Annotated in this window: 22 protein-coding genes; 6 read left to right on the forward strand and 16 right to left on the reverse strand. The window is 39.1% G+C overall.

Going from position 1 to position 18,270, the window contains the following annotated elements:
* Window positions 1-14 precede the first annotated feature (14 nt).
* From CDZ88_RS08345 to CDZ88_RS08355, 5 genes are all read right to left on the reverse strand, one after another.
* On the reverse strand, window positions 15-335 hold the full coding sequence (locus tag CDZ88_RS08345) for a hypothetical protein (RefSeq protein WP_100373106.1): 321 nt from the start codon (window positions 333-335) through the stop codon (window positions 15-17).
* 152 nt (window positions 336-487) lie between these two features.
* Complete coding sequence (locus CDZ88_RS17390) at window positions 488-655, reverse strand: hypothetical protein (protein ID WP_157796511.1); 168 nt, start codon at window positions 653-655, stop codon at window positions 488-490.
* Window positions 652-819 carry a hypothetical protein gene (locus CDZ88_RS17395; protein ID WP_157796512.1) on the reverse strand — a complete coding sequence of 56 codons (168 nt, stop codon included), beginning with the start codon at window positions 817-819 and terminating at the stop codon, window positions 652-654. The genes CDZ88_RS17390 and CDZ88_RS17395 overlap by 4 nt, the downstream gene beginning before the upstream one ends.
* Before the next feature lie 2 nt (window positions 820-821).
* Window positions 822-1,088 (reverse strand): group-specific protein, encoded by a 267-nt coding sequence (locus CDZ88_RS08350; RefSeq protein ID WP_100373107.1) that lies wholly within the window; start codon window positions 1,086-1,088, stop codon window positions 822-824.
* Window positions 1,089-1,115: 27 nt separating this feature from the next.
* The gene (locus CDZ88_RS08355; RefSeq protein ID WP_100373108.1) at window positions 1,116-1,355 is read right to left on the reverse strand and encodes a helix-turn-helix transcriptional regulator; all 240 of its coding nucleotides are present in this window, start codon (window positions 1,353-1,355) and stop codon (window positions 1,116-1,118) included.
* 159 nt (window positions 1,356-1,514) lie between these two features.
* Here CDZ88_RS08355 and CDZ88_RS08360 point away from each other — a divergent pair, with 159 nt between their 5' ends.
* From CDZ88_RS08360 to CDZ88_RS17835, 3 genes are all read left to right on the forward strand, one after another.
* Window positions 1,515-1,865 (forward strand): helix-turn-helix domain-containing protein, encoded by a 351-nt coding sequence (locus tag CDZ88_RS08360; protein WP_100373109.1) that lies wholly within the window; start codon window positions 1,515-1,517, stop codon window positions 1,863-1,865.
* A 62-nt stretch (window positions 1,866-1,927) separates the two neighbouring features.
* Window positions 1,928-2,065: a hypothetical protein gene (locus CDZ88_RS17400; protein WP_157796513.1), complete on the forward strand. Its 138-nt coding sequence runs from the start codon at window positions 1,928-1,930 to the stop codon at window positions 2,063-2,065.
* Entirely contained in the window at window positions 2,066-2,200 is a 135-nt protein-coding gene (locus CDZ88_RS17835) for a hypothetical protein (protein WP_269799256.1), read from the forward strand.
* A gap of 1 nt (window position 2,201) precedes the next feature.
* Here the strand turns inward: CDZ88_RS17835 and CDZ88_RS08365 are convergent, their stop codons facing one another.
* On the reverse strand, window positions 2,202-2,906 hold the full coding sequence (locus tag CDZ88_RS08365) for a hypothetical protein (protein WP_100373110.1): 705 nt from the start codon (window positions 2,904-2,906) through the stop codon (window positions 2,202-2,204).
* Window positions 2,907-3,048: 142 nt separating this feature from the next.
* Here CDZ88_RS08365 and CDZ88_RS08370 point away from each other — a divergent pair, with 142 nt between their 5' ends.
* Together CDZ88_RS08370 and CDZ88_RS08375 are read left to right on the forward strand one after the other, a co-directional pair.
* Complete coding sequence (locus CDZ88_RS08370; RefSeq protein ID WP_100373111.1) at window positions 3,049-3,567, forward strand: ImmA/IrrE family metallo-endopeptidase; 519 nt, start codon at window positions 3,049-3,051, stop codon at window positions 3,565-3,567.
* Window positions 3,542-4,687 (forward strand): site-specific integrase, encoded by a 1,146-nt coding sequence (locus CDZ88_RS08375; RefSeq protein ID WP_100373112.1) that lies wholly within the window; start codon window positions 3,542-3,544, stop codon window positions 4,685-4,687. Before CDZ88_RS08370 ends, CDZ88_RS08375 begins: the two co-directional genes overlap by 26 nt.
* Window positions 4,688-4,809: 122 nt before the next feature.
* On the opposite strand, the gene glnA is transcribed toward CDZ88_RS08375, so the two are convergent.
* From glnA to spoVK, 5 genes are all read right to left on the reverse strand, one after another.
* The gene (gene glnA / locus CDZ88_RS08380) at window positions 4,810-6,159 is read right to left on the reverse strand and encodes a type I glutamate--ammonia ligase (protein ID WP_100373113.1); all 1,350 of its coding nucleotides are present in this window, start codon (window positions 6,157-6,159) and stop codon (window positions 4,810-4,812) included.
* A gap of 118 nt (window positions 6,160-6,277) precedes the next feature.
* Window positions 6,278-6,679 (reverse strand): MerR family transcriptional regulator, encoded by a 402-nt coding sequence (locus CDZ88_RS08385; RefSeq protein ID WP_100373114.1) that lies wholly within the window; start codon window positions 6,677-6,679, stop codon window positions 6,278-6,280.
* A gap of 146 nt (window positions 6,680-6,825) precedes the next feature.
* Entirely contained in the window at window positions 6,826-8,073 is a 1,248-nt protein-coding gene (locus tag CDZ88_RS08390; protein ID WP_100373115.1) for a methionine gamma-lyase family protein, read from the reverse strand.
* Between the two features lie 30 nt (window positions 8,074-8,103).
* Window positions 8,104-9,369: a GTPase HflX gene (hflX, locus tag CDZ88_RS08395; protein WP_100373116.1), complete on the reverse strand. Its 1,266-nt coding sequence runs from the start codon at window positions 9,367-9,369 to the stop codon at window positions 8,104-8,106.
* Between the two features lie 81 nt (window positions 9,370-9,450).
* A complete protein-coding gene (spoVK, locus tag CDZ88_RS08400; RefSeq protein WP_100373117.1) occupies window positions 9,451-10,404 on the reverse strand; it encodes a stage V sporulation protein K in 954 nt (317 codons plus the stop codon).
* 151 nt (window positions 10,405-10,555) lie between these two features.
* On the opposite strand from spoVK, the gene CDZ88_RS08405 reads away from it, so the two are divergent.
* Window positions 10,556-11,578 (forward strand): tyrosine-type recombinase/integrase, encoded by a 1,023-nt coding sequence (locus CDZ88_RS08405; protein ID WP_100373118.1) that lies wholly within the window; start codon window positions 10,556-10,558, stop codon window positions 11,576-11,578.
* A 59-nt stretch (window positions 11,579-11,637) separates the two neighbouring features.
* Here the strand turns inward: CDZ88_RS08405 and hfq are convergent, their stop codons facing one another.
* Genes hfq through mutS form a run of 5 tightly spaced genes read right to left on the reverse strand, consistent with a single transcriptional unit; the run spans window position 11,638 to window position 18,218 of the window.
* Window positions 11,638-11,868 carry an RNA chaperone Hfq gene (gene hfq / locus CDZ88_RS08410; RefSeq protein ID WP_100373119.1) on the reverse strand — a complete coding sequence of 77 codons (231 nt, stop codon included), beginning with the start codon at window positions 11,866-11,868 and terminating at the stop codon, window positions 11,638-11,640.
* Between the two features lie 29 nt (window positions 11,869-11,897).
* Window positions 11,898-12,842: a tRNA (adenosine(37)-N6)-dimethylallyltransferase MiaA gene (miaA, locus tag CDZ88_RS08415; RefSeq protein WP_100373120.1), complete on the reverse strand. Its 945-nt coding sequence runs from the start codon at window positions 12,840-12,842 to the stop codon at window positions 11,898-11,900.
* A gap of 20 nt (window positions 12,843-12,862) precedes the next feature.
* A complete protein-coding gene (locus CDZ88_RS08420) occupies window positions 12,863-13,645 on the reverse strand; it encodes a class I SAM-dependent methyltransferase (protein WP_100373121.1) in 783 nt (260 codons plus the stop codon).
* Between the two features lie 31 nt (window positions 13,646-13,676).
* A complete protein-coding gene (gene mutL / locus CDZ88_RS08425; RefSeq protein ID WP_100373122.1) occupies window positions 13,677-15,542 on the reverse strand; it encodes a DNA mismatch repair endonuclease MutL in 1,866 nt (621 codons plus the stop codon).
* 21 nt (window positions 15,543-15,563) lie between these two features.
* Window positions 15,564-18,218, reverse strand: coding sequence for a DNA mismatch repair protein MutS (gene mutS, locus CDZ88_RS08430; RefSeq protein WP_100373123.1), 2,655 nt, complete (start codon window positions 18,216-18,218; stop codon window positions 15,564-15,566).
* Between the last annotated feature and the right edge of the window lie 52 nt (window positions 18,219-18,270).

Raw genomic sequence — 18,270 nt, forward strand, 5'->3', positions numbered from 1 at the left:
TTTCATCCTCCTCCTTAAGCTAATGCCGTTCTTTTTAATGGATGATTCGCAAACTGGAACTGCTCACGCTTGCGATCAACTCTTTTTGCTAATATTTCATACTTAGCTGCGGCCAATGGCTCTCTACAACCTTCCAAAACCTCGCTGAACGCTTTTAGAGCTCGTACAATATAAATCATTTCCTCGCTATCGTATTGATCAGACCCCCCAACTACATGAGCAATGATTAAATCCACTCTTTTCACTTCCGCTTCTTTCAATCCCATTTGATAAGAATCAAGAGCTTCAATGACTTGTGACTGCTGTTCTAAATTGAATTTGACTGTTTGTTTCATAAAATTCTCTCCTTCGACATGATTTATTTTTTAAATGCTATATTTGTCGCTTTCAACGCCATAACGACAACCTAACCCTATCTTCGACGACATTTTTCGCGCTGATGGTCAAAAGAAATTCCTCGCCTGGAGGAAATGTTTCAAAATTACAATCAGCGTTTCTCTTCTTTACAAAGCTCTTTCAGCGCCAACTTATACTGTTGCAAGCGTTGGTTTCTAAATGTATAAGCACGTGGTAGTTGCTTTGCTGGATGCGCCTTACTACGTTCATAGACTTTCTTTGTGTAATAAACGATTCGATCTAAAACTGACTTTTTCATTCATTAACCCCCTTCACTTGGATCTCATCATCAAGCATGTTGCAGATATCTTTTAATTGTTTGATCAGCTCATCACCCGTTGAGCTTTCACTTTCAATATCATGCGCAACTTGTAGGACAGCAGCTTTAAGTTCCGTGATTGCTAATTGTTTACGAATTGACATTTTCAACCTCCTTGCTCTTCTATCCAATCAAGAAGAAATTTTTTAGCTGCCGCAGCAGGAAAGTACCATTTTTGCCCAATCTTATGCTTAGGGAAGTTAGGATGATAAAAGAATGAAGATTGGATTGATCCCCAACTCATGCATGTTCTTCTTTTCAATTCGTTTGTATCCCAATAAACAAGTTCCGTATCTACGTTTTTTAAATGCTCTTCAATCTTTTCAAGAGTTAATGCTTTTACTTGCCCCTCATCAATTTGAACTTGAATCATGTTTTTTTCTCCTTTCGAGCAAACTAATTAGATGATTAAATGTTCATCATTATGTCGCGAAACGCTACAATTATCTTCAAAAAAAAGAGTCCATTGAAAATCGAGTACAATAGCAATAGATTTCGCTACATCTACACTTGGTCTTCTACTACCCAATTCAATTTGTGCGTAATAGGCTCTTTGGATCCCCGCATTGTCAGCTACGTACCCTTGAGTCAGCTCTTTTTGTTGTCTGATCTTTTGTAGCCAATGACGATGTAAACTCACTTTGTTCCACCTCCAATTTGTAGCTTTTCGCTACTTCTTAATTACTAATATACAGTAGCGTTTCGCCACAGTCAATACTAATTTGTAACTTTTCGCTACTTTTTATACTTGTAGCTTATTGCTACGTTATAATATTAATAATAGAAAGGGGGAAGTTGCTTGTTACATGAGCGTTTAAAGAAACTACGTAATGAACTTAAATTAACTCAAACTCAACTTGCGGAAAAACTTGATATAACTCGTGGCACTTATGCTCATTATGAAATAGGCAAGCGCCAACCTGACTATGAGACCCTTCAAAAGATAGCGGACTTCTTTGAGGTATCAGTGGATTACCTCTTAGGACGCACTGACACACCCATACATATAGAACAAGAATCACCAGATGAAAACCTATTCTTTTTCGATGAGGAGAACGTAACAGAAGAGGAATTGGAGAAGTTAAAAGAACACTTGAAATACATTCGATGGCTTGCTGATCAGGAGAATGGGAAGGAAGAGAAGAAGTGACAATAAGACACAGCATGAGTTAAAGTCATGTCTATGTTTTACTGAAAAGGGAGGGTAAAAACATGACCAAAAAGAAACAGACTGATGGAATTTTCTCTGGTAAGACTAAAAAAACATTTTTTGGTGAATCACTTACAGACAAAAAAGCAGAAGAAGTTTTAAAGATGATTAAAACTTCTCCAAAAAGGGGGAATAAATAAATGCAAAAGAAAGTTGACTCATCCAAGATTATTAAGTCCCTTACATTTAGAGATGCTGAAAGTACCTTATCTCAGATTACTGCTAAACCGCAAAGTAGCACTAGTAATTCAGGTAGCACAAAAAAAGAGAAGTAATTTAATGCTTCTCTTCTTCTTGTGTCTCGCCATTATTAAGTTGATGCCCTTGATTATGATACTCTTCTTGAATTTTATTTATCTCAATATCAAATATTTTCACTACAGTTGAGGTTTTACTATCGATGTATGTCAATCTTGGTTCCGTAAATTCATGCTTAACCTTTTCTATAACTGATGATCCAATTAATATAAATTCTCTATCTCTCTCCTCTGTTAATGAAACAGTTTTCAAAATGCCCCATTGTCCATTAACTGGATCCGAAAGCGGACAAATAAAAACAACTTTAGTTCCCTCACTATCAAAAGCCTCTTCCCATACCGAAACAATTTGTCGAGTGGTTAGTCCTGTGCTTCCTCTGTTGTAATTTATAAACTTATTCATTAACTTCCTTAAGAATAGTACCCAAACTTCAGCAACGAAATAAACTATTATAAGGTTTATTACAAAATAAATTAATAAAAACTGAATATCGTCTGCAGCCTTAGACAAAGCAGTTAGACCATTGATTTCATAGTTAAACCATGTATTTAGTATGAGTAAACTAAATGAAACTGCTGGGATTGTGAAGCAAAGGATCATTACAATTTTTTCTATGTTAGATTTATTTTTATTTGAAGTATTTGATACATATTCACTCCAGTTATAAGCTAATACCCCAGGCAGAATAAATAGAATAGTGGATATTATTGCTTTCAATTCCATCGGATCACCTCTTATTCATATTTTATCATTAACTTTATAATCTTTGTGCTTAAAGAGTATGATTTCTCAATAATTGGTCTTTTACTTTTTCTTTACAACACGAACAAACGTTTGTATAATTGGGCACAAAGAGGTGTTTTAAATGAAATATTACCCTACCCCATTAGAATCATGGGTGTCTAGACTATATAGGCAACTCGGCATCTTATCACCACATGATATTAATGAGCATGATATTGCACGTTATTTTCGTATCTATTTGTTTTACAAACCTATCCTTTCTTATTGCTATGAAAAGGGTTCTTTTAAATCAATTACCATTGATTCACGCTTAGACAAGCATACACAAAGAGAAGTATTCTTTCACGAGCTTTGTCATTTACTACGGCATTGTGGATGGCAATCTGGGATGTTGGAGAAGGCTTTTAAAGAACTCCAGGAATATGATTCAGTAAATTTCACTCGTTATGCCGCCATCCCTTTTCACATGCTAAATCAAATAAACTTTCATGATGAAAACCTTATTATGAATATATCTGAGCAATTTGGAGTGACAGAAACATTAGCTGCCCATCGGATAGAACGTATAAAAAACAGCGCAGTGAGCAGAATCATGGAAAAAGGAGTTGAAAAATATGGGGATCTCTTATCGCAAACATGATAATGGACAATGGGAATATCGTATATCTTATGCTGATCCAGTCACTGCGAAGCGTAAAGAAAAGTCTAAACGTGGATTTAAAAGCAAACCTGAAGCAAGATATGCAGCTCAAGAAATGGAAAAAAAACTACTCGAAGGATTAGAGGAAAGTGATGTATCCTTAAAGCATTTTATTAATGAGTGGTTATACGAATATAAGAAACCCATTCTACGGAAAAACACTTTTGAGATACATAAGAGGAATATTGAGAACCACATACTCCCCTACTTCAAGGAAATACAGCTTAAGAAAATTAAACCAATCATGTATCAAAAATTTATTAATTATTTGGTTGAGAAAGGTTACTCAAAACGTACAGTTGAGATTGTTCACGGCACTATGTATTCAGCACTCGATAAGGCTGTTACTTTACAAAAACTTGAGAATAACCCTTGTAACGGTGCGGTAATAACTACAACCAAGTCAACAAAAGAAGGGAAGATACAATATCTCAATTCAAACCAAGTTCCTCTCTTTCTTCAAGAATGTTATCAGTACGATTATATTTATTGGATTTTCTTCAAAACACTTGTGGAAACTGGAATGAGGAAAGGTGAAGCAGCAGCATTACAATGGAACGACATCGATCTAAAAGAAGCTAAAATCACTATCAGTAAAACATTAGATTTTAGTGCTAAAAACGATGATGAGTTATTTGGAGAAACAAAAACATACCATTCAGCTAGAACTATCACTATGGGTACCCCTCTTGCCAAAGTATTACATGAACATAAGAAATGGCAAAATCAGAACAAAATAGTCTTAAATGAAGTCTATAAGCATGATTTGAATTTAGTGCTCTGTCGTAAAGATGGTAGCCATATGCCAAAAAGCACTTTGTTCAATGCTTTTAGAAGAATATTGAAACGTTGTGACATATCTCCCCTTCCTATTCATGCCTTAAGACATACTCATGCGGTGATCCTTTTAGAGAGTGGAGCAAGTATTAAATATATACAAGAACGACTCGGCCATGGAAGTATGCAAATTACAGCCGATGTATATTCACATATTTCAGAAAAACTGGAACGATCCACAATAGATAAATACGATGAGTACATGAGTAAGCTTGAGAAATAGCTTTTTATTTTTGTAAATAAGTGTGGGTGTTTCGTGGGTGCGTGTGTAATTTAGGTGATGATCAGTAATTTCACCCACAAAAGAAAAACCCTCAATGCTTGTCGCATCAAGGGTTTCTGATCTTAGTATGAACTCATGTATTGCTCGCGCTCCCAAGGGTGAACTTGTGTACGGAACATATCCCACTCAATTTCTTTTGCTTCAACGAAGTGCTCAATTGCATGTTCGCCTAATGCTTTAACTAGAACTTCATCTTGCACAAGTTTGTCAAGAGCTTCTTTTAATGTAGCAGGTAGGTCATTGATACCCTCTTCTACACGCTCTTCTTTACTCATTACATAGATGTTGCGATCTGTTGCAGGTGGTGGAGTCATTTTGTTCTTAATTCCATCAAGTCCTGCAGCAAGTAGTACAGCCATAGCAAGGTATGGGTTAGCTGCTGGGTCTGGGCTACGTACTTCAATACGAGTACTAATACCACGTGATGAAGGAATACGTACAAGTGGACTGCGGTTTCTCATTGACCAAGCCACATATACAGGTGCTTCGTAACCTGGAACTAAGCGTTTGTATGAGTTAATGATCGGGTTAGTGATTGCAGTGAATGCCTCAGCATGAGCTAGTGTACCACCTAAGAAATGCATTGCCGTTTCACTTAATTGTGTGTCAGTAGATTCATCAAAGAATACGTTCCCGTCTTTATCGAATAATGACATGTTACAGTGCATACCTGAACCATTTACACCGAATAAAGGTTTTGGCATGAACGTTGCGTGTAAACCATGCTTACGTGCGATCGTTTTAACAACCAATTTGAACGTTTGAATGTTATCACAAGCTGTGATCGCATCTGCATATTTGAAATCAATTTCATGTTGACCAGGAGCTACCTCATGGTGAGAAGCTTCAATGTCAAAGCCCATGTCCTCAAGCTCAAGTACGATATCACGACGGCAGTTTTCCCCTAGATCTGTTGGTGACAAATCGAAATAACCACCTTTATCGTTTAATTCAAGAGTTGGTTCACCTTTTTCATCATTTTTGAATAAGAAGAATTCAGGCTCTGGTCCAATGTTGAATGCTGTAAATCCTAACTCATCTGCTTCTTTTAATACGCGTTTTAAGATTCCACGAGGGTCTCCTTCAAACGGCGTTGGCTCTTCTCCAGGCTTACCAGGCATATAAATGTCACAAATTAAACGAGCGACTTTACCTTTTTCTGGTGTCCAAGGGAATACCACCCATGTATCTAGATCTGGATATAGGTACATATCAGATTCCTCGATACGAACAAATCCTTCAATTGATGAGCCATCAAACATCATTTTGTTATCAAGTGCTTTTGAAAGCTGATCAACTGGGATTTCAACATTTTTAATTGTACCTAGTAGATCGGAGAATTGTAGACGAATAAATCGAACGTTATCTTCCTCGGCAATTCGCATAATGTCTTCGTTTGTGAACTTTGGCATGTTATGTAATCCCCTTCCAATAGTTAAAGAAATGTATTTTGTAGAATCGGTTTCCTTAGAGTAGAATACCCTCTTCTGCCTTAAATGAAACCGATCCTGACAATTTAGTTAGGCTAAATTAGTAAAAGAATCGTGATAGTTGACCTTGGATGATCGAGGCTCTTCCATTTCGCCCTGCCATCATGAGATCTTTCTTCAAGTGATGTCGTAATTCTTTGTCTGTAAGAGATTTATTTCCCATCTCTTCACTTTTTTTCTCTGCATTCAGTTGAACTTGTTGTTTCATCTGAATAATTTGTTTAATGCCTTGAATGTTGACCTTCTGATCAAGTAGCGACTTGATCTCAAGTAATCGATCGACATCGTTAAATGAGAAAAGGCGCTGGTTTCCATCCGTTCTAGCAGGCTTGATGAGCTCATGTTGCTCATAATAACGCACTTGTCTTGCTGTAAGCTCGGTAAGCTTCATCACAATCCCGATAGGAAATAACGGCATGCTGCGACGAACATCATCATTCATCACGCAACCTCCTTTGCTTCTTGTAACCTAGTATAATACATGTTAACTTACATGTCAAATGCATGTCAGCTTATCTAACATAATTATTGCGATATAAAATCCGACAAAAAAACACGCCCAACCTAGGTTGAACGCGTCCTTATATTCTACATAATTCGGTCTAATGCTTTTAAGACCGCTAATTTCACGTGCTCATACGTTAATCCACCTTGAACATAGGCGGTATAAGGCGCACGAATTGGACCATCAGCAGTTAGTTCAATGCTTGCCCCTTGAATAAACGTACCAGCTGCCATAATTACATCATCCTCATAACCAGGCATATAACTAGGTTGTGGAGTGACGTGAGCATTAATTGGAGAAGCTGCTTGGATTTCTTGGCAAAATGAAATCATTTTCTCGGCGTTTTCAAATCGAACCGATTGAATTAAATCCGTCCGACGCTCTCGCCAGCTAGGTGTTGTATTCATCCCCGCTTCCTCTAAAGCTGCAGCGGTAAAGATCGCCCCTTTCAGTGATTGTGAAACGACATGTGGCGCAAGGAAAAATCCTTGATACATCTCTAACAAGCTATATAAACTCGCACCACCTTCTGCCCCTATACCAGGAGCTGCTAATCGGTAGGATGCCAGTTCGATAAGTTTTTCATCTCCTACTATATATCCTCCCGTTTTGACTATCCCTCCACCTGGATTTTTAATTAATGAGCCTGCAATCATATTCGCCCCAACTTGAGTTGGTTCTAATTTTTCAACAAACTCCCCGTAGCAATTATCAACGAACACAATCACATCTTCTTTAATAGAGCGGATAAAATCAATCATTTCTTTAATTTGCGCGATATGGTAGGACGGGCGATCTCCATATCCTTTTGAACGCTGAATACCGATTACCTTTGTCTTAACCGTCAAAGCCTTAGTAATCGCCTCTTTATCAATCCAGTTCTCCTCTGTTAAGGGTATGGCTTGATAACTGATACCAAATTCTTTTAATGAGCCATTACCATTGCCTCTAATTCCAACAATCTCTTCAAGTGTGTCATAAGGCTTTCCGGTTATATAGAGGAGTTCATCACCAGGACGCAACACGCCAAAAAGAGCGGTTGCGATCGCATGGGTTCCAGAAATAATTTGTGAGCGTACTAGCGCTGCTTCCCCACCAAATACATCTGCATAAATCGATTCTAATGTATCTCTTCCCGCATCATCATATCCATAACCTGTTGAAGGTGTAAAATGAAAATCTGAGACTTGATGTTTTTTGAACGATTCCATGACCTTTGCTTGATTAAACAACGCAATGTCTTCGATCAACTTATGATGAGAAGCAATCTTTTTTTCAACCGTATCGACTATTGATGTAATCTGTGATGCATGTGTAAACTGTTCAAACATAGATATGATGACTCCTTTAGTTGTTGTGCTTTACTTTACTTGTCGTTCTTCAATTGTATGATAGATCGGTGTTTGCATAAGCGCATAACCATCTAGTGTATAAACTTCATTCTCTTCATCAAACGTTTGACTGACAAGCATCGTCTCTTGTCTTACTTTAGCAAGTAATTGACCTTCATGCGCTTGCAAAACAATCTGATAAGGAACCATTAATGCCTTCAGTTGCTGTTCAATCTCATGGTGTAAGCGTGTGAGATCGGTTGGGTTTAATGCACTGATTTCGATAGTAGGACGCGCATGTGATGGAATAAACTCAGGCATCTTTCTTTCTGATTTATTGTACACAATGAGTTGCGGAATTGAATGCGCTTCTAGTTCATCTATTAGTTTTTGCACAGTTCGCTCATGTTGCTCGTAATCCTCGTTTGAGCAATCAACGACATGCAAAAGTAGATCTGCTTCTTTCAGCTCTTCTAGAGTCGACCGGAACGCAGCGACAAGGGAGGTTGGCAAGTCTTGAATAAAACCAACCGTATCAGATAATAGTACGTTAAAGCCACTAGGTAATGTTAACTGCCTTGTGGTTGGATCAAGCGTTGCAAACAATTGATCCTCTTCTAAAGTATCTGCTAGTGTAAGACGATTAAGTATAGTGGATTTCCCAGCATTGGTGTATCCAACTAAAGCAAGCTGAACAACAGAACGTCGCTTACGTTTTTCTCTGTATCTTTCACGATGGTGAACGACCGATTCTAATTGACGTTCTATTTCTGTCACTCGTCTTCTAATATGACGACGATCGGTTTCTAATTGAGTCTCACCAGGACCTCTCGTCCCAATTCCGCCACCTTGTCTTGAAAGAGCTAGTCCTTGTCCTGATAGTCTCGGTAATAAATAGCTTAATTGAGCCAGTTCCACTTGAAGTTTACCTTCGCGCGACTTTGCTCTTTGGGCAAATATATCTAATATGAGTTGCGTGCGGTCTATAACAGGCACATCACAACTTGCATGCAAATTTCTCATTTGACTTGGTTGGAGTTCATCATTAAATATGACGATATCAGGTTCTTGTTCTTCAATTAGAAGAGCTAATTCTTCAACCTTACCGCGACCAATATACGTCGCAGACTCTACCTTTTCTCTTTTTTGCGTGATCGTACCTACCACTTCGCCTTTTGCTGTTTTTACAAGACTCATTAGCTCTTGCATTGACTGCAGAAACTCTTCATCCGTTCGATTGACCTGACAGCCAACTAAAACGACACGCTCGATCTCACTTTGTTTAATTTCTTCCATTATGGCCCACATCCTTACCCGAGTCTTCAACCTTATTTATACGCAAAAAAGCCGAGACGGGTTGCGCTCGGCTTTTAATCGTCACTTTAGCTTAACATGAGATGCATCAAAATTGAAATCTTCTTTCGTTAACATGACCAGAGACTCTCGGTCATACGTTCCTTCTTTTAACAAACGAACTGCTTGCAGACGTATAGCTTCTTCAATAATGTTTCGAATGTAGCGTCCGTTACTGAATGTTTTTTCTTGTTCTGTTTTGACCTTTCTTACATGTTCTTTAATATGGCGTTCTCCATCAATGGTAAGTTCATATTCTCGTTCAATCACCATACGTTTGACCATATCGATCAACTCATCTGTTGAATAATTCGGAAAATCAATCGCAATAGGAAAACGAGAAGGTAAGCCTGGATTTAAAGATAAGAAATAATCCATCTCCCTAGAATAGCCAGCAAGGATTAAAACGAACTCATGTTGTTGGTCTTCCATCGCTTTGACCAACGTATCAATCGCCTCTTTCCCAAAATCCTTTTCACCACCGCGCGATAAGGAATATGCCTCATCGATAAAGAGGACGCCGCCATTGGCCTTTTTAATGACATCTCGGGTTTTTTGCGCCGTGTGCCCAATGTACTCTCCTACTAAATCAGCACGCTCTACTTCTATTAGATGCCCCTTGGCTAGAACATTCATCTCATGAAAGAATGAAGCAATGATTCTGGCTACCGTCGTTTTACCCGTCCCTGGATTTCCTTTGAAAATCATATGAAGCACCTGTTTCGATGCTTTTAATCCGATTTCCTTCCTGCATTGATTGATATAAAGCCAGGCATAAATTTCTTTAATTAAACGCTTTACTTCACTTAGACCGACGTACTCACCAATTTCTTTTTCAAATCGATGAAGAACTTCATGTTTTAACTTATCGTCTTCGTTTTGAAACAATGAATCTGACTCTGTTTTCGAAGTTATGCGTTTTTGATTAAGCACTACATTGATTCTTCCATTTTTTCTCGCAAGAACTCGGTCACTCATTCTATCACCCCTCAATACCGAGCTTTAGAAACGATCCTTTTGATTTATTTATACGCAAGAACTTTAAATTTGTGACAAATGCCTAGTACCCATAAAACCTCTTTTCCTTTATTTGATATAATAAGTAATAAAAGAAAAGGGAGGGATATTTATGTCGCAACCCATACCAGCCTTCATGGAGGATTATTTAGATTCTCTTCGTGAAAAAGGACGGAAAGAATCAACTATAAAACGGTATCAATATGACCTGATTGACTTCTCTGAGTGGCATCAAAAATCGATAGGTCCTCTTTCTCTTGAAGCATGGAGCGCGTTATCATATGAAAATATCACACTCTTTTTTGATGAATTAATTAAAGTTCGTTCCTACAAAGTACGCACAACGAGACGAATTTATTCCGTCCTTCAACAATTAGCGCGCTTTTGCCTCTCGAACGGACAAGTTCTGACACACGCCATCTTACACTACAAGCAACCGGAATTAGTTGATGCACCGCTTTCAAGAAATGAATGGCTAAATAAATCTGAGTCAGACCGTCTCTTAACGATGATTCGTTCCTACGAAGGTTTAACGGAGAATCAAATGCGCGGCAGACCCTTATTAATTGATCGTAACGAATTTATTGCACAGTTGTTCTTATCCTATGGATGTTCTTTACACGAGGTTGCCTCACTCACAACAGCCGATGTCCGCTTCGAGCGAAACCAATTACGGATACGTTCGGAAAAAGGCATCTCAAGAATCGTCACGTTAACAGAGGATCATAAACGTTTAGCGTATACATACTTGACGCTCATCCCAGAACCCGTTAGACCAAGACTTTTTAGTAATGAGCCCTTTTTTGTTGCCTTTGATTTTCAACGAGAAACGTTTAGATGGTCTTATGAGGAAGATCGCCCAAAACGGCTAACCGAAATTTCGATACAAAAAATGTTGCGGTTAGAAGTAATGCGTGCAAGTTTACGAAAAGGGTTTTCTGCTATGCAATTGCGGCATACATTTATTTTACGAAAGCTTATAGACGGAGCTGATCCTTTCACCATTCAGCAATACCTCGGCTTAAAATCGCCCTTATCACTCAGGCGTTATTTTTTAACTATTGACCAATTATCTACAGAAGAGAAACTTTCCTTAAGTGAGACCGCTACAGAAGCATTGAATGTCTCTAAATAAAAAAAGAAACTTTGGGGTGAAGTCCTCAAAGTTTCTTTGTGTTCGATTGATTTAGTCAATTATTCACTATCCTGTTTAAGCTGAATGTTTTTTTGCGGGGCAAAAGTTGAAATCGCATGCTTGTAGACTAGTTGTTGCTTGCCCTCTGTTTCAAGAACAATCGTAAAGTTATCAAACCCCTTTACTTGTCCTCTTAATTGGAAACCGTTTAGTAAAAATACGGTGACCGAAATGTTCTCTTTACGTAATTGATTTAAAAAATGATCTTGAATATTCACTGATTGTTTCATAGGTAGTCCTCCTCTATATGTCTCTACGCTTATTCATTCGAGCTTAATTTCCATTTCCCTGCAATAAATTGTTTAATTACAAGAAAATGTTCTGTAGGCTGATTCGGATCAACCTCGTACCATGTTGCTGTTGCTTTGTTTTTAAACCACGTTAGCTGACGTTTGGCATATCGACGTGAATTTTGTTTTAACTGTTCGATCGCTTCATCTTTTGAGCATCGTCCTTCTAAATATGTATAGAGTTCTTTGTATCCAATCGCTTGAATCGATTGACAGTCTCTTAAGCCCTGGTCATGTAATTGTTTTACTTCATCTACTAATCCATGTTTCACCATTAGATCGACTCGTTTGTTAATTCGTTCATACAATAGCTCTCGATCCATTGTTAACCCAATCATAATTAAATTATACAACGGTTCTTGCTTTTCCTCGGTTTGTTGGTTGGAAAACAATTCCCCTGTAACACGATACACTTCTAGTGCACGAATGACTCTTCTTACATTATTCGGATGAATATTGCTAGCAGCAACCGGATCTATCTTCTGCAACTGATCATGAAGCGCATAGCCTCCACCATCTTTTGCCTGTTGTTCTAATGTTAATCTGTATGCTGCATCTTGTGGGCTTTCTGCAAATTCAAACCCATAAGTAACGGCATTCACATACAAACCCGTCCCACCAACGAGAATTGGTAACTTTCCGCGTTTTATAATATCAGCAATGATCGGTTGGCAACGTTCTCTAAACTCAGCGACGGAAAAAGATTCATCAGGGTCTTTAATATCGATTAGGTGATGAACAATTCCGTCTTGCTCTTCTTTTGTCACCTTGGCTGTTCCGATATCCATTCCCTTATATACTTGCATTGAATCGCCACTAATAACTTCTCCGTTGAATGTTCTCGCTAAATCTATACTTAAAGCAGTTTTGCCAACAGCGGTTGGCCCAACAATGACTACTAACTTTTCTTTCATGCGTTTCTCCTTTGACTAACTTATTCACTTGTGACGTCGATAAAACCATAATGAAACGCGGCATGAGATCGTTTGATTTGCGTAAAGCCATATCGGCTAAAACGTTCACTTTGCCAATGATCCTTCAAGACTACACGCTTTTTTGCCACACGAATGGCCTGTTGGATCGTCTCTTTATTTAAATCATCGTGACAAGCGATAGCCTTTAATCCTCTGATCCCCGTTGATCTTTCCACATGTTGCTCAAACATCGGGTCAAAATACACAACATCAATAGAAGAGGTCTCAGCCTTTTCTAGATATGATCGATGCTGAGCATGAATGACTTCAATTTCCCGCATCCGCTCGATCATCTCTACCGGGCCTTCTTGCCAATGACTCAACCCATTTGCAACGATAAAAGCAATTTCTTGATTGGCTTCAAGTCCAATTACCTTCCCTATAGAGCCTACAGCGAGCTTGGCAACTAAACTATCTGAAGCAAGACCTAACGTACAATCTAAGAAACTCATTCCTTCCGATAATTGAGTGACTTGTATCAGTCGGTCATCTCCCGTGCGTAAAAATTGTTTCACCCGAAACATCGCCGAACTAGGATGATAAAAAAATGGTTCGCTGGTCTCTCTACTGTACAATGTTAGGCGAGACTGACCGACGACTAGAACCTGTGATTCATAGGCTTTTAGTAAATCCTCTACCGAGACGTCTTCACGCTTAACAAATATTGCATGTAGGGAATGCGCAACAGAGATGGCTTGACTCTCAAGACGAGTCGCTTGTTTTCGTGCTGTTGTAACAATCATGATTCTTCCTCTTTCTCATCAGTATCGACACTTACATCACTCGTTTAAACATTTTCTCTAATTCATAAGAGGAAAAATGAACGATGATTGGTCTCCCATGCGGACAAGTGAACGGATTACTTGATCTTCTCAATGATTCCAATAAGGCAAACATTTCATCTTGTCTCAAATGTCGGTTCGCTTTAATTGACGCTTTGCACGACATCAGAATGGCCGCATCTTCGCGTAACGCCTTAATATCTATTTTCGCCGTCGTTAAGAGATGATCGAGGATTTCTCTTATCGTTTCTTCCTCATCACCTTTTGGTAGCCAAGTAGGATACGAACGGACAATGAATGTACGTTGACCAAACTCCTCTACAAACACACCGACCTGTTTTAAGTCATCTATATGTTGTTCGATAATCACTGCCTCTTGATTCGTACAGTCAATCGTCATCGGTACAAGTAAATCTTGTGTCTCTCTGGTGACTTCGCCCACTTTTTCGCGATAATACTCATACTTAATTCGCTCTTGGGCGGCGTGTTGATCGACCAAATACATTCCTTCTTCGTTTTGAGCCACGATGTAGGTTCCTTGCATTTGGCCAACTGGATACATCATCGGCACACGACTCGCTTCACTACTTGTATCTTTATCTTTCGCGGCTTGTTCTACTGCCTCTTCATCTATGTTTGCGGATTGGGACTCTGTTTGATCATCAATCGACACAGTCTCTCTAGAATTTTCCCATTTCGGTTGTTCCTTAATAGATGATTGCATCGTCTCTACAGTTTCTCTTGCCATCATAGGGCGAGTAGGCTGCTCTTTCTCTGTCGTTTTCCCCATATCATGAGAGAGAGGAAGCTGTGTTTCTTCTATATTCATTCGTTTTACTTGTTCGTTTTTTTGTTTCACTTCTGGAATGAATGTCTCTGTCCGAAACGCGTCTTTAATCGAATCCGTGATCAATCCCGCTAGTTCTTCCTCTTTACTTAATCTTACTTCAAGCTTTGAAGGATGAACATTGACATCAATTAGCGTCGGATCCATTTCAATACTTAGACAAACAACAGGGAAACGACCAATTGGTAATAACGTATGGAATCCGTCTTGAACCGCTCTAGCTAAATGGAAGTTTCGAATATAGCGTCCGTTGATAAACAAGGACATATACTGTCTTGATGCCCGAGTAACTTCTGGCTTCGCGACATAGCCATCAATAGAGTAATCAAGAGAACGGCCTTCAATTTTCACCATTTCCTTAGCGACATTGCGTCCATAGATCGATGCAACCACTTGACGAACATCGCCGTTTCCAGTCGTCTTAAGGATTTCTTTCCCATTATGATACAAAGCCATCGCTACATTAGGATGAGCAAGGGCTAACCGGTTGACAATATCGCTCACATGACCTGCTTCTGTGAGTACAGTTTTCAAATATTTCAATCTGGCTGGTGTGTTATAAAATAAATTTTCAATGATGACCTCTGTCCCTTTTCTAGTTTTTGACGATTGGCGAGATTGAATATGTCCGCCTTCAAGCACAATCTCCACACCAGCTCCTTCACCGGTTGAAGTACGCATTGTTAATTGAGAAACAGAGGCAATACTTGGTAGTGCTTCTCCACGAAAACCTAGAGTACGAATCTGAAAAAGGTCACGATCGTTTTTAATTTTACTAGTTGCATGGCGATAGAAAGCTGTTTCTACGTCGTCAGCTTCAATCCCATCACCGTTATCAAGGATACGAATCGACGACAATCCCCCTTCATCAATTTCAATTAATATATTCGTACTATTTGCATCCAATGCATTTTCTAATAGTTCTTTCACGATCGATGCAGGACGTTCGACTACTTCCCCTGCTGCAATTTTATTCGATAGAAAGGCATCTAATTTAATGATTTTCGCCATCGATTCACTCCTCCTTTTGCATTATTTTTTAAGTTGCTTTTGACAATCATTGATCAATTTCATCACTTCAAACGGAGATAAATTCATCAAGTCTGCCTTACGAAGTTGTTCTAATACATCTTGTTCATGAGTTTGAAGTGGTTTATTTTCGTTTGGCTGATTTCCTTTTGCATTTGATGATTCTCTTTCAGCCTTCGTTTCTACCTCTTCAGCAAACAAGGAAAGTTGCGTATCTGACTCCCGAACCTCATCTATTGTCAGTGGTTGTTTCTTTTTGCTCGCTGAAGGGCTGATGACCACTTTTTGAGCTTCTAACTCTTTTAATAGCTCTCCTGCTCGCACCGTTACTTTTTTCGGTAACTCCGCGAGTTCTGCCACATAAATACCATAACTGCGGTCAGCTTGTCCATCAATGACTTTATGGAGGAAAACGACCTTGCCGTCTTCTTCTACTGCCGACACATGAACATTCTGTACATGTTGTAAGTTCTCTGCGAGTGCCGTTAATTCATGGTAATGGGTAGAAAATAACGTTTTTGCTCCGATTTCATCATGAATGTATTCAATAATTGCTTGTGCAAGAGCCATTCCATCATAAGTCGAAGTCCCGCGACCAATTTCATCTAATAAAATCAAACTGTTCTGTGTGGCCTTTGCAAGGGCATACTGCGTTTCTAGCATCTCGACCATAAACGTACTCTGACCACTTGCTAAGTCATCGGCCGCTCCGATTCGAGTAAAGATTTGATCAAAAATAGGGAGTTCTGCTTTTTCAGCTGGGACATAGCAGCCAATTTGCGCCATCACCGATAGAAGAGCCAGTTGACGCATGTACGTACTTTTACCAGCCATATTTGGTCCAGTAATTAAGAGCATCTCTCTTTCAGGATGAAGGTGCACATCATTTGGAACATATTCACCTTTAGGAATGACAGACTCAACTACAGGGTGACGCCCGCCTTCGATGTGAACAACCCCTTCTATAAACATACTAGGTCGTTTGTAATGCTGACGCTCACTAACGGTCGCAAAACCTGATAAGACGTCAATTTCACTAATTGTATGTGCAAGCATTTGTAAGTGTCCAACATACTCTTTAACTTGTTCGCGGATTAACACAAATAAATCATACTCAAGCTGCTCCATTTTTTCTTCTGCTTCTAATATCAAAACTTCTTTCTCTTTTAATTCTGGTGTAATGAACCGCTCTGAATTTGTCAGCGTTTGTTTTCGTTCATACCGACCCTCTTCAAGTAAATGACGGTTCGCGCGCGTGACCTCAATATAATAGCCAAAGACTCTATTAAATCCAACTTTTAATGATTTAATTCCTGTTATTTGGCGCTCTTTTTGCTCAAGCTCAGCTATCCAACGTTTTCCATTTACACTGGCGTCACGATAGGCATCAAGCTCATCATTATAACCTTGTTGAATCATTCCACCATCTTTTATAGAAATCGGGGGATCGTCAACAATGCTTCTCTCCAACAAGTCAATCAACTCTTCAAATGGAGCTTGATCTTTAAACCAGCGGTTGGCAAAACGTTCATCTAAATCAATGACAAGTTGTTGAATAAACGGCACTTTTTTAAGAGACCTCTTTAATTGAACTAACTCCCGGGCATTGACACTTCCATAAGCGATTCTCCCTGCTAAACGTTCTAAGTCATAGACTTGTTTTAATTCATCACGAAGCTCTTCACGCTTAAAATAATTACCCAAAAATCTCTCCACCGCAGTATGCCTCTCATTGATTGCCGGAAGATCAAGCAACGGTCGTTCAATCCAACGTTTTACAAGACGTCCACCCATCGCCGTCACCGTTTGATCAACGATACTAAGCAAAGAGCCCTTCTTTTTCTTCTCGCGTAATGTCTCGATTAATTCAAGATTGCGTTTTGAATGAAGGTCAAGCTTCATAAATTCTTCCGCGTCATACCATTCCACTTTTTGTAAATGATCAAGAGAACGCTTTTGTGTTCGGATTAAATAATTTAGAAGCCTTGCATAAGAATCTATCAGCTTAGACTGTTTGAGATCGACAACAAGCGGCTCATATTGTTCATGCAATTCCGCATTATCCTCGTAAGAAATCGTCACACCGAGAGTATTGGTTAGTTCAGCTATGACGCTCTCGTCCGTCGCTTGAGAGACTACCACTTCTTTTGCACCTGTAGCACTTAGTTCATGTAGAAGCTCGACAGACCCACCAGACACGAGGGTCACAGCCCCTTCACCAGTTGTTAAGTCACATCTCGCAATTCCAATCGTCTCATCAGAGAATAGCGTAAAGCTCGCTAAGTAGTTATTTTCTTTCTCACGGATCATTTTGCCTTCCATGACGGTACCAGGAGTAATCATTTTTACAACTTCTCGTTTTACTACACCTTTTGCTACCTTCGGATCTTCTACTTGATCACAAATAGCTACCTTATATCCTTTTTCTACTAATCTAGACATATATTGATCAGCTGAATGATGAGGGACGCCACACATTGGTATGCGGTCTTCCCCTTTCCCTCTGCCGGTTAATGTAATTTCTAATTCTTGTGCTGCTTTTAATGCATCGTCAAAAAACAGTTCATAAAAATCGCCTAAACGAAAAAATAAAAAGGCATCTTGATACTCTGCCTTTATCTCCAAGTATTGCTTCATCATTGGGGTTACTTGTACCATTATAATTCCTCCACCGTCCAAAACATTCAGCCCTTATTATATCACAGCCTCA

This window comes from Bacillus sp. FJAT-45037 (assembly GCF_002797325.1).
Taxonomy (GTDB): Bacteria; Bacillota; Bacilli; order Bacillales; family Bacillaceae_D; genus Alkalihalophilus.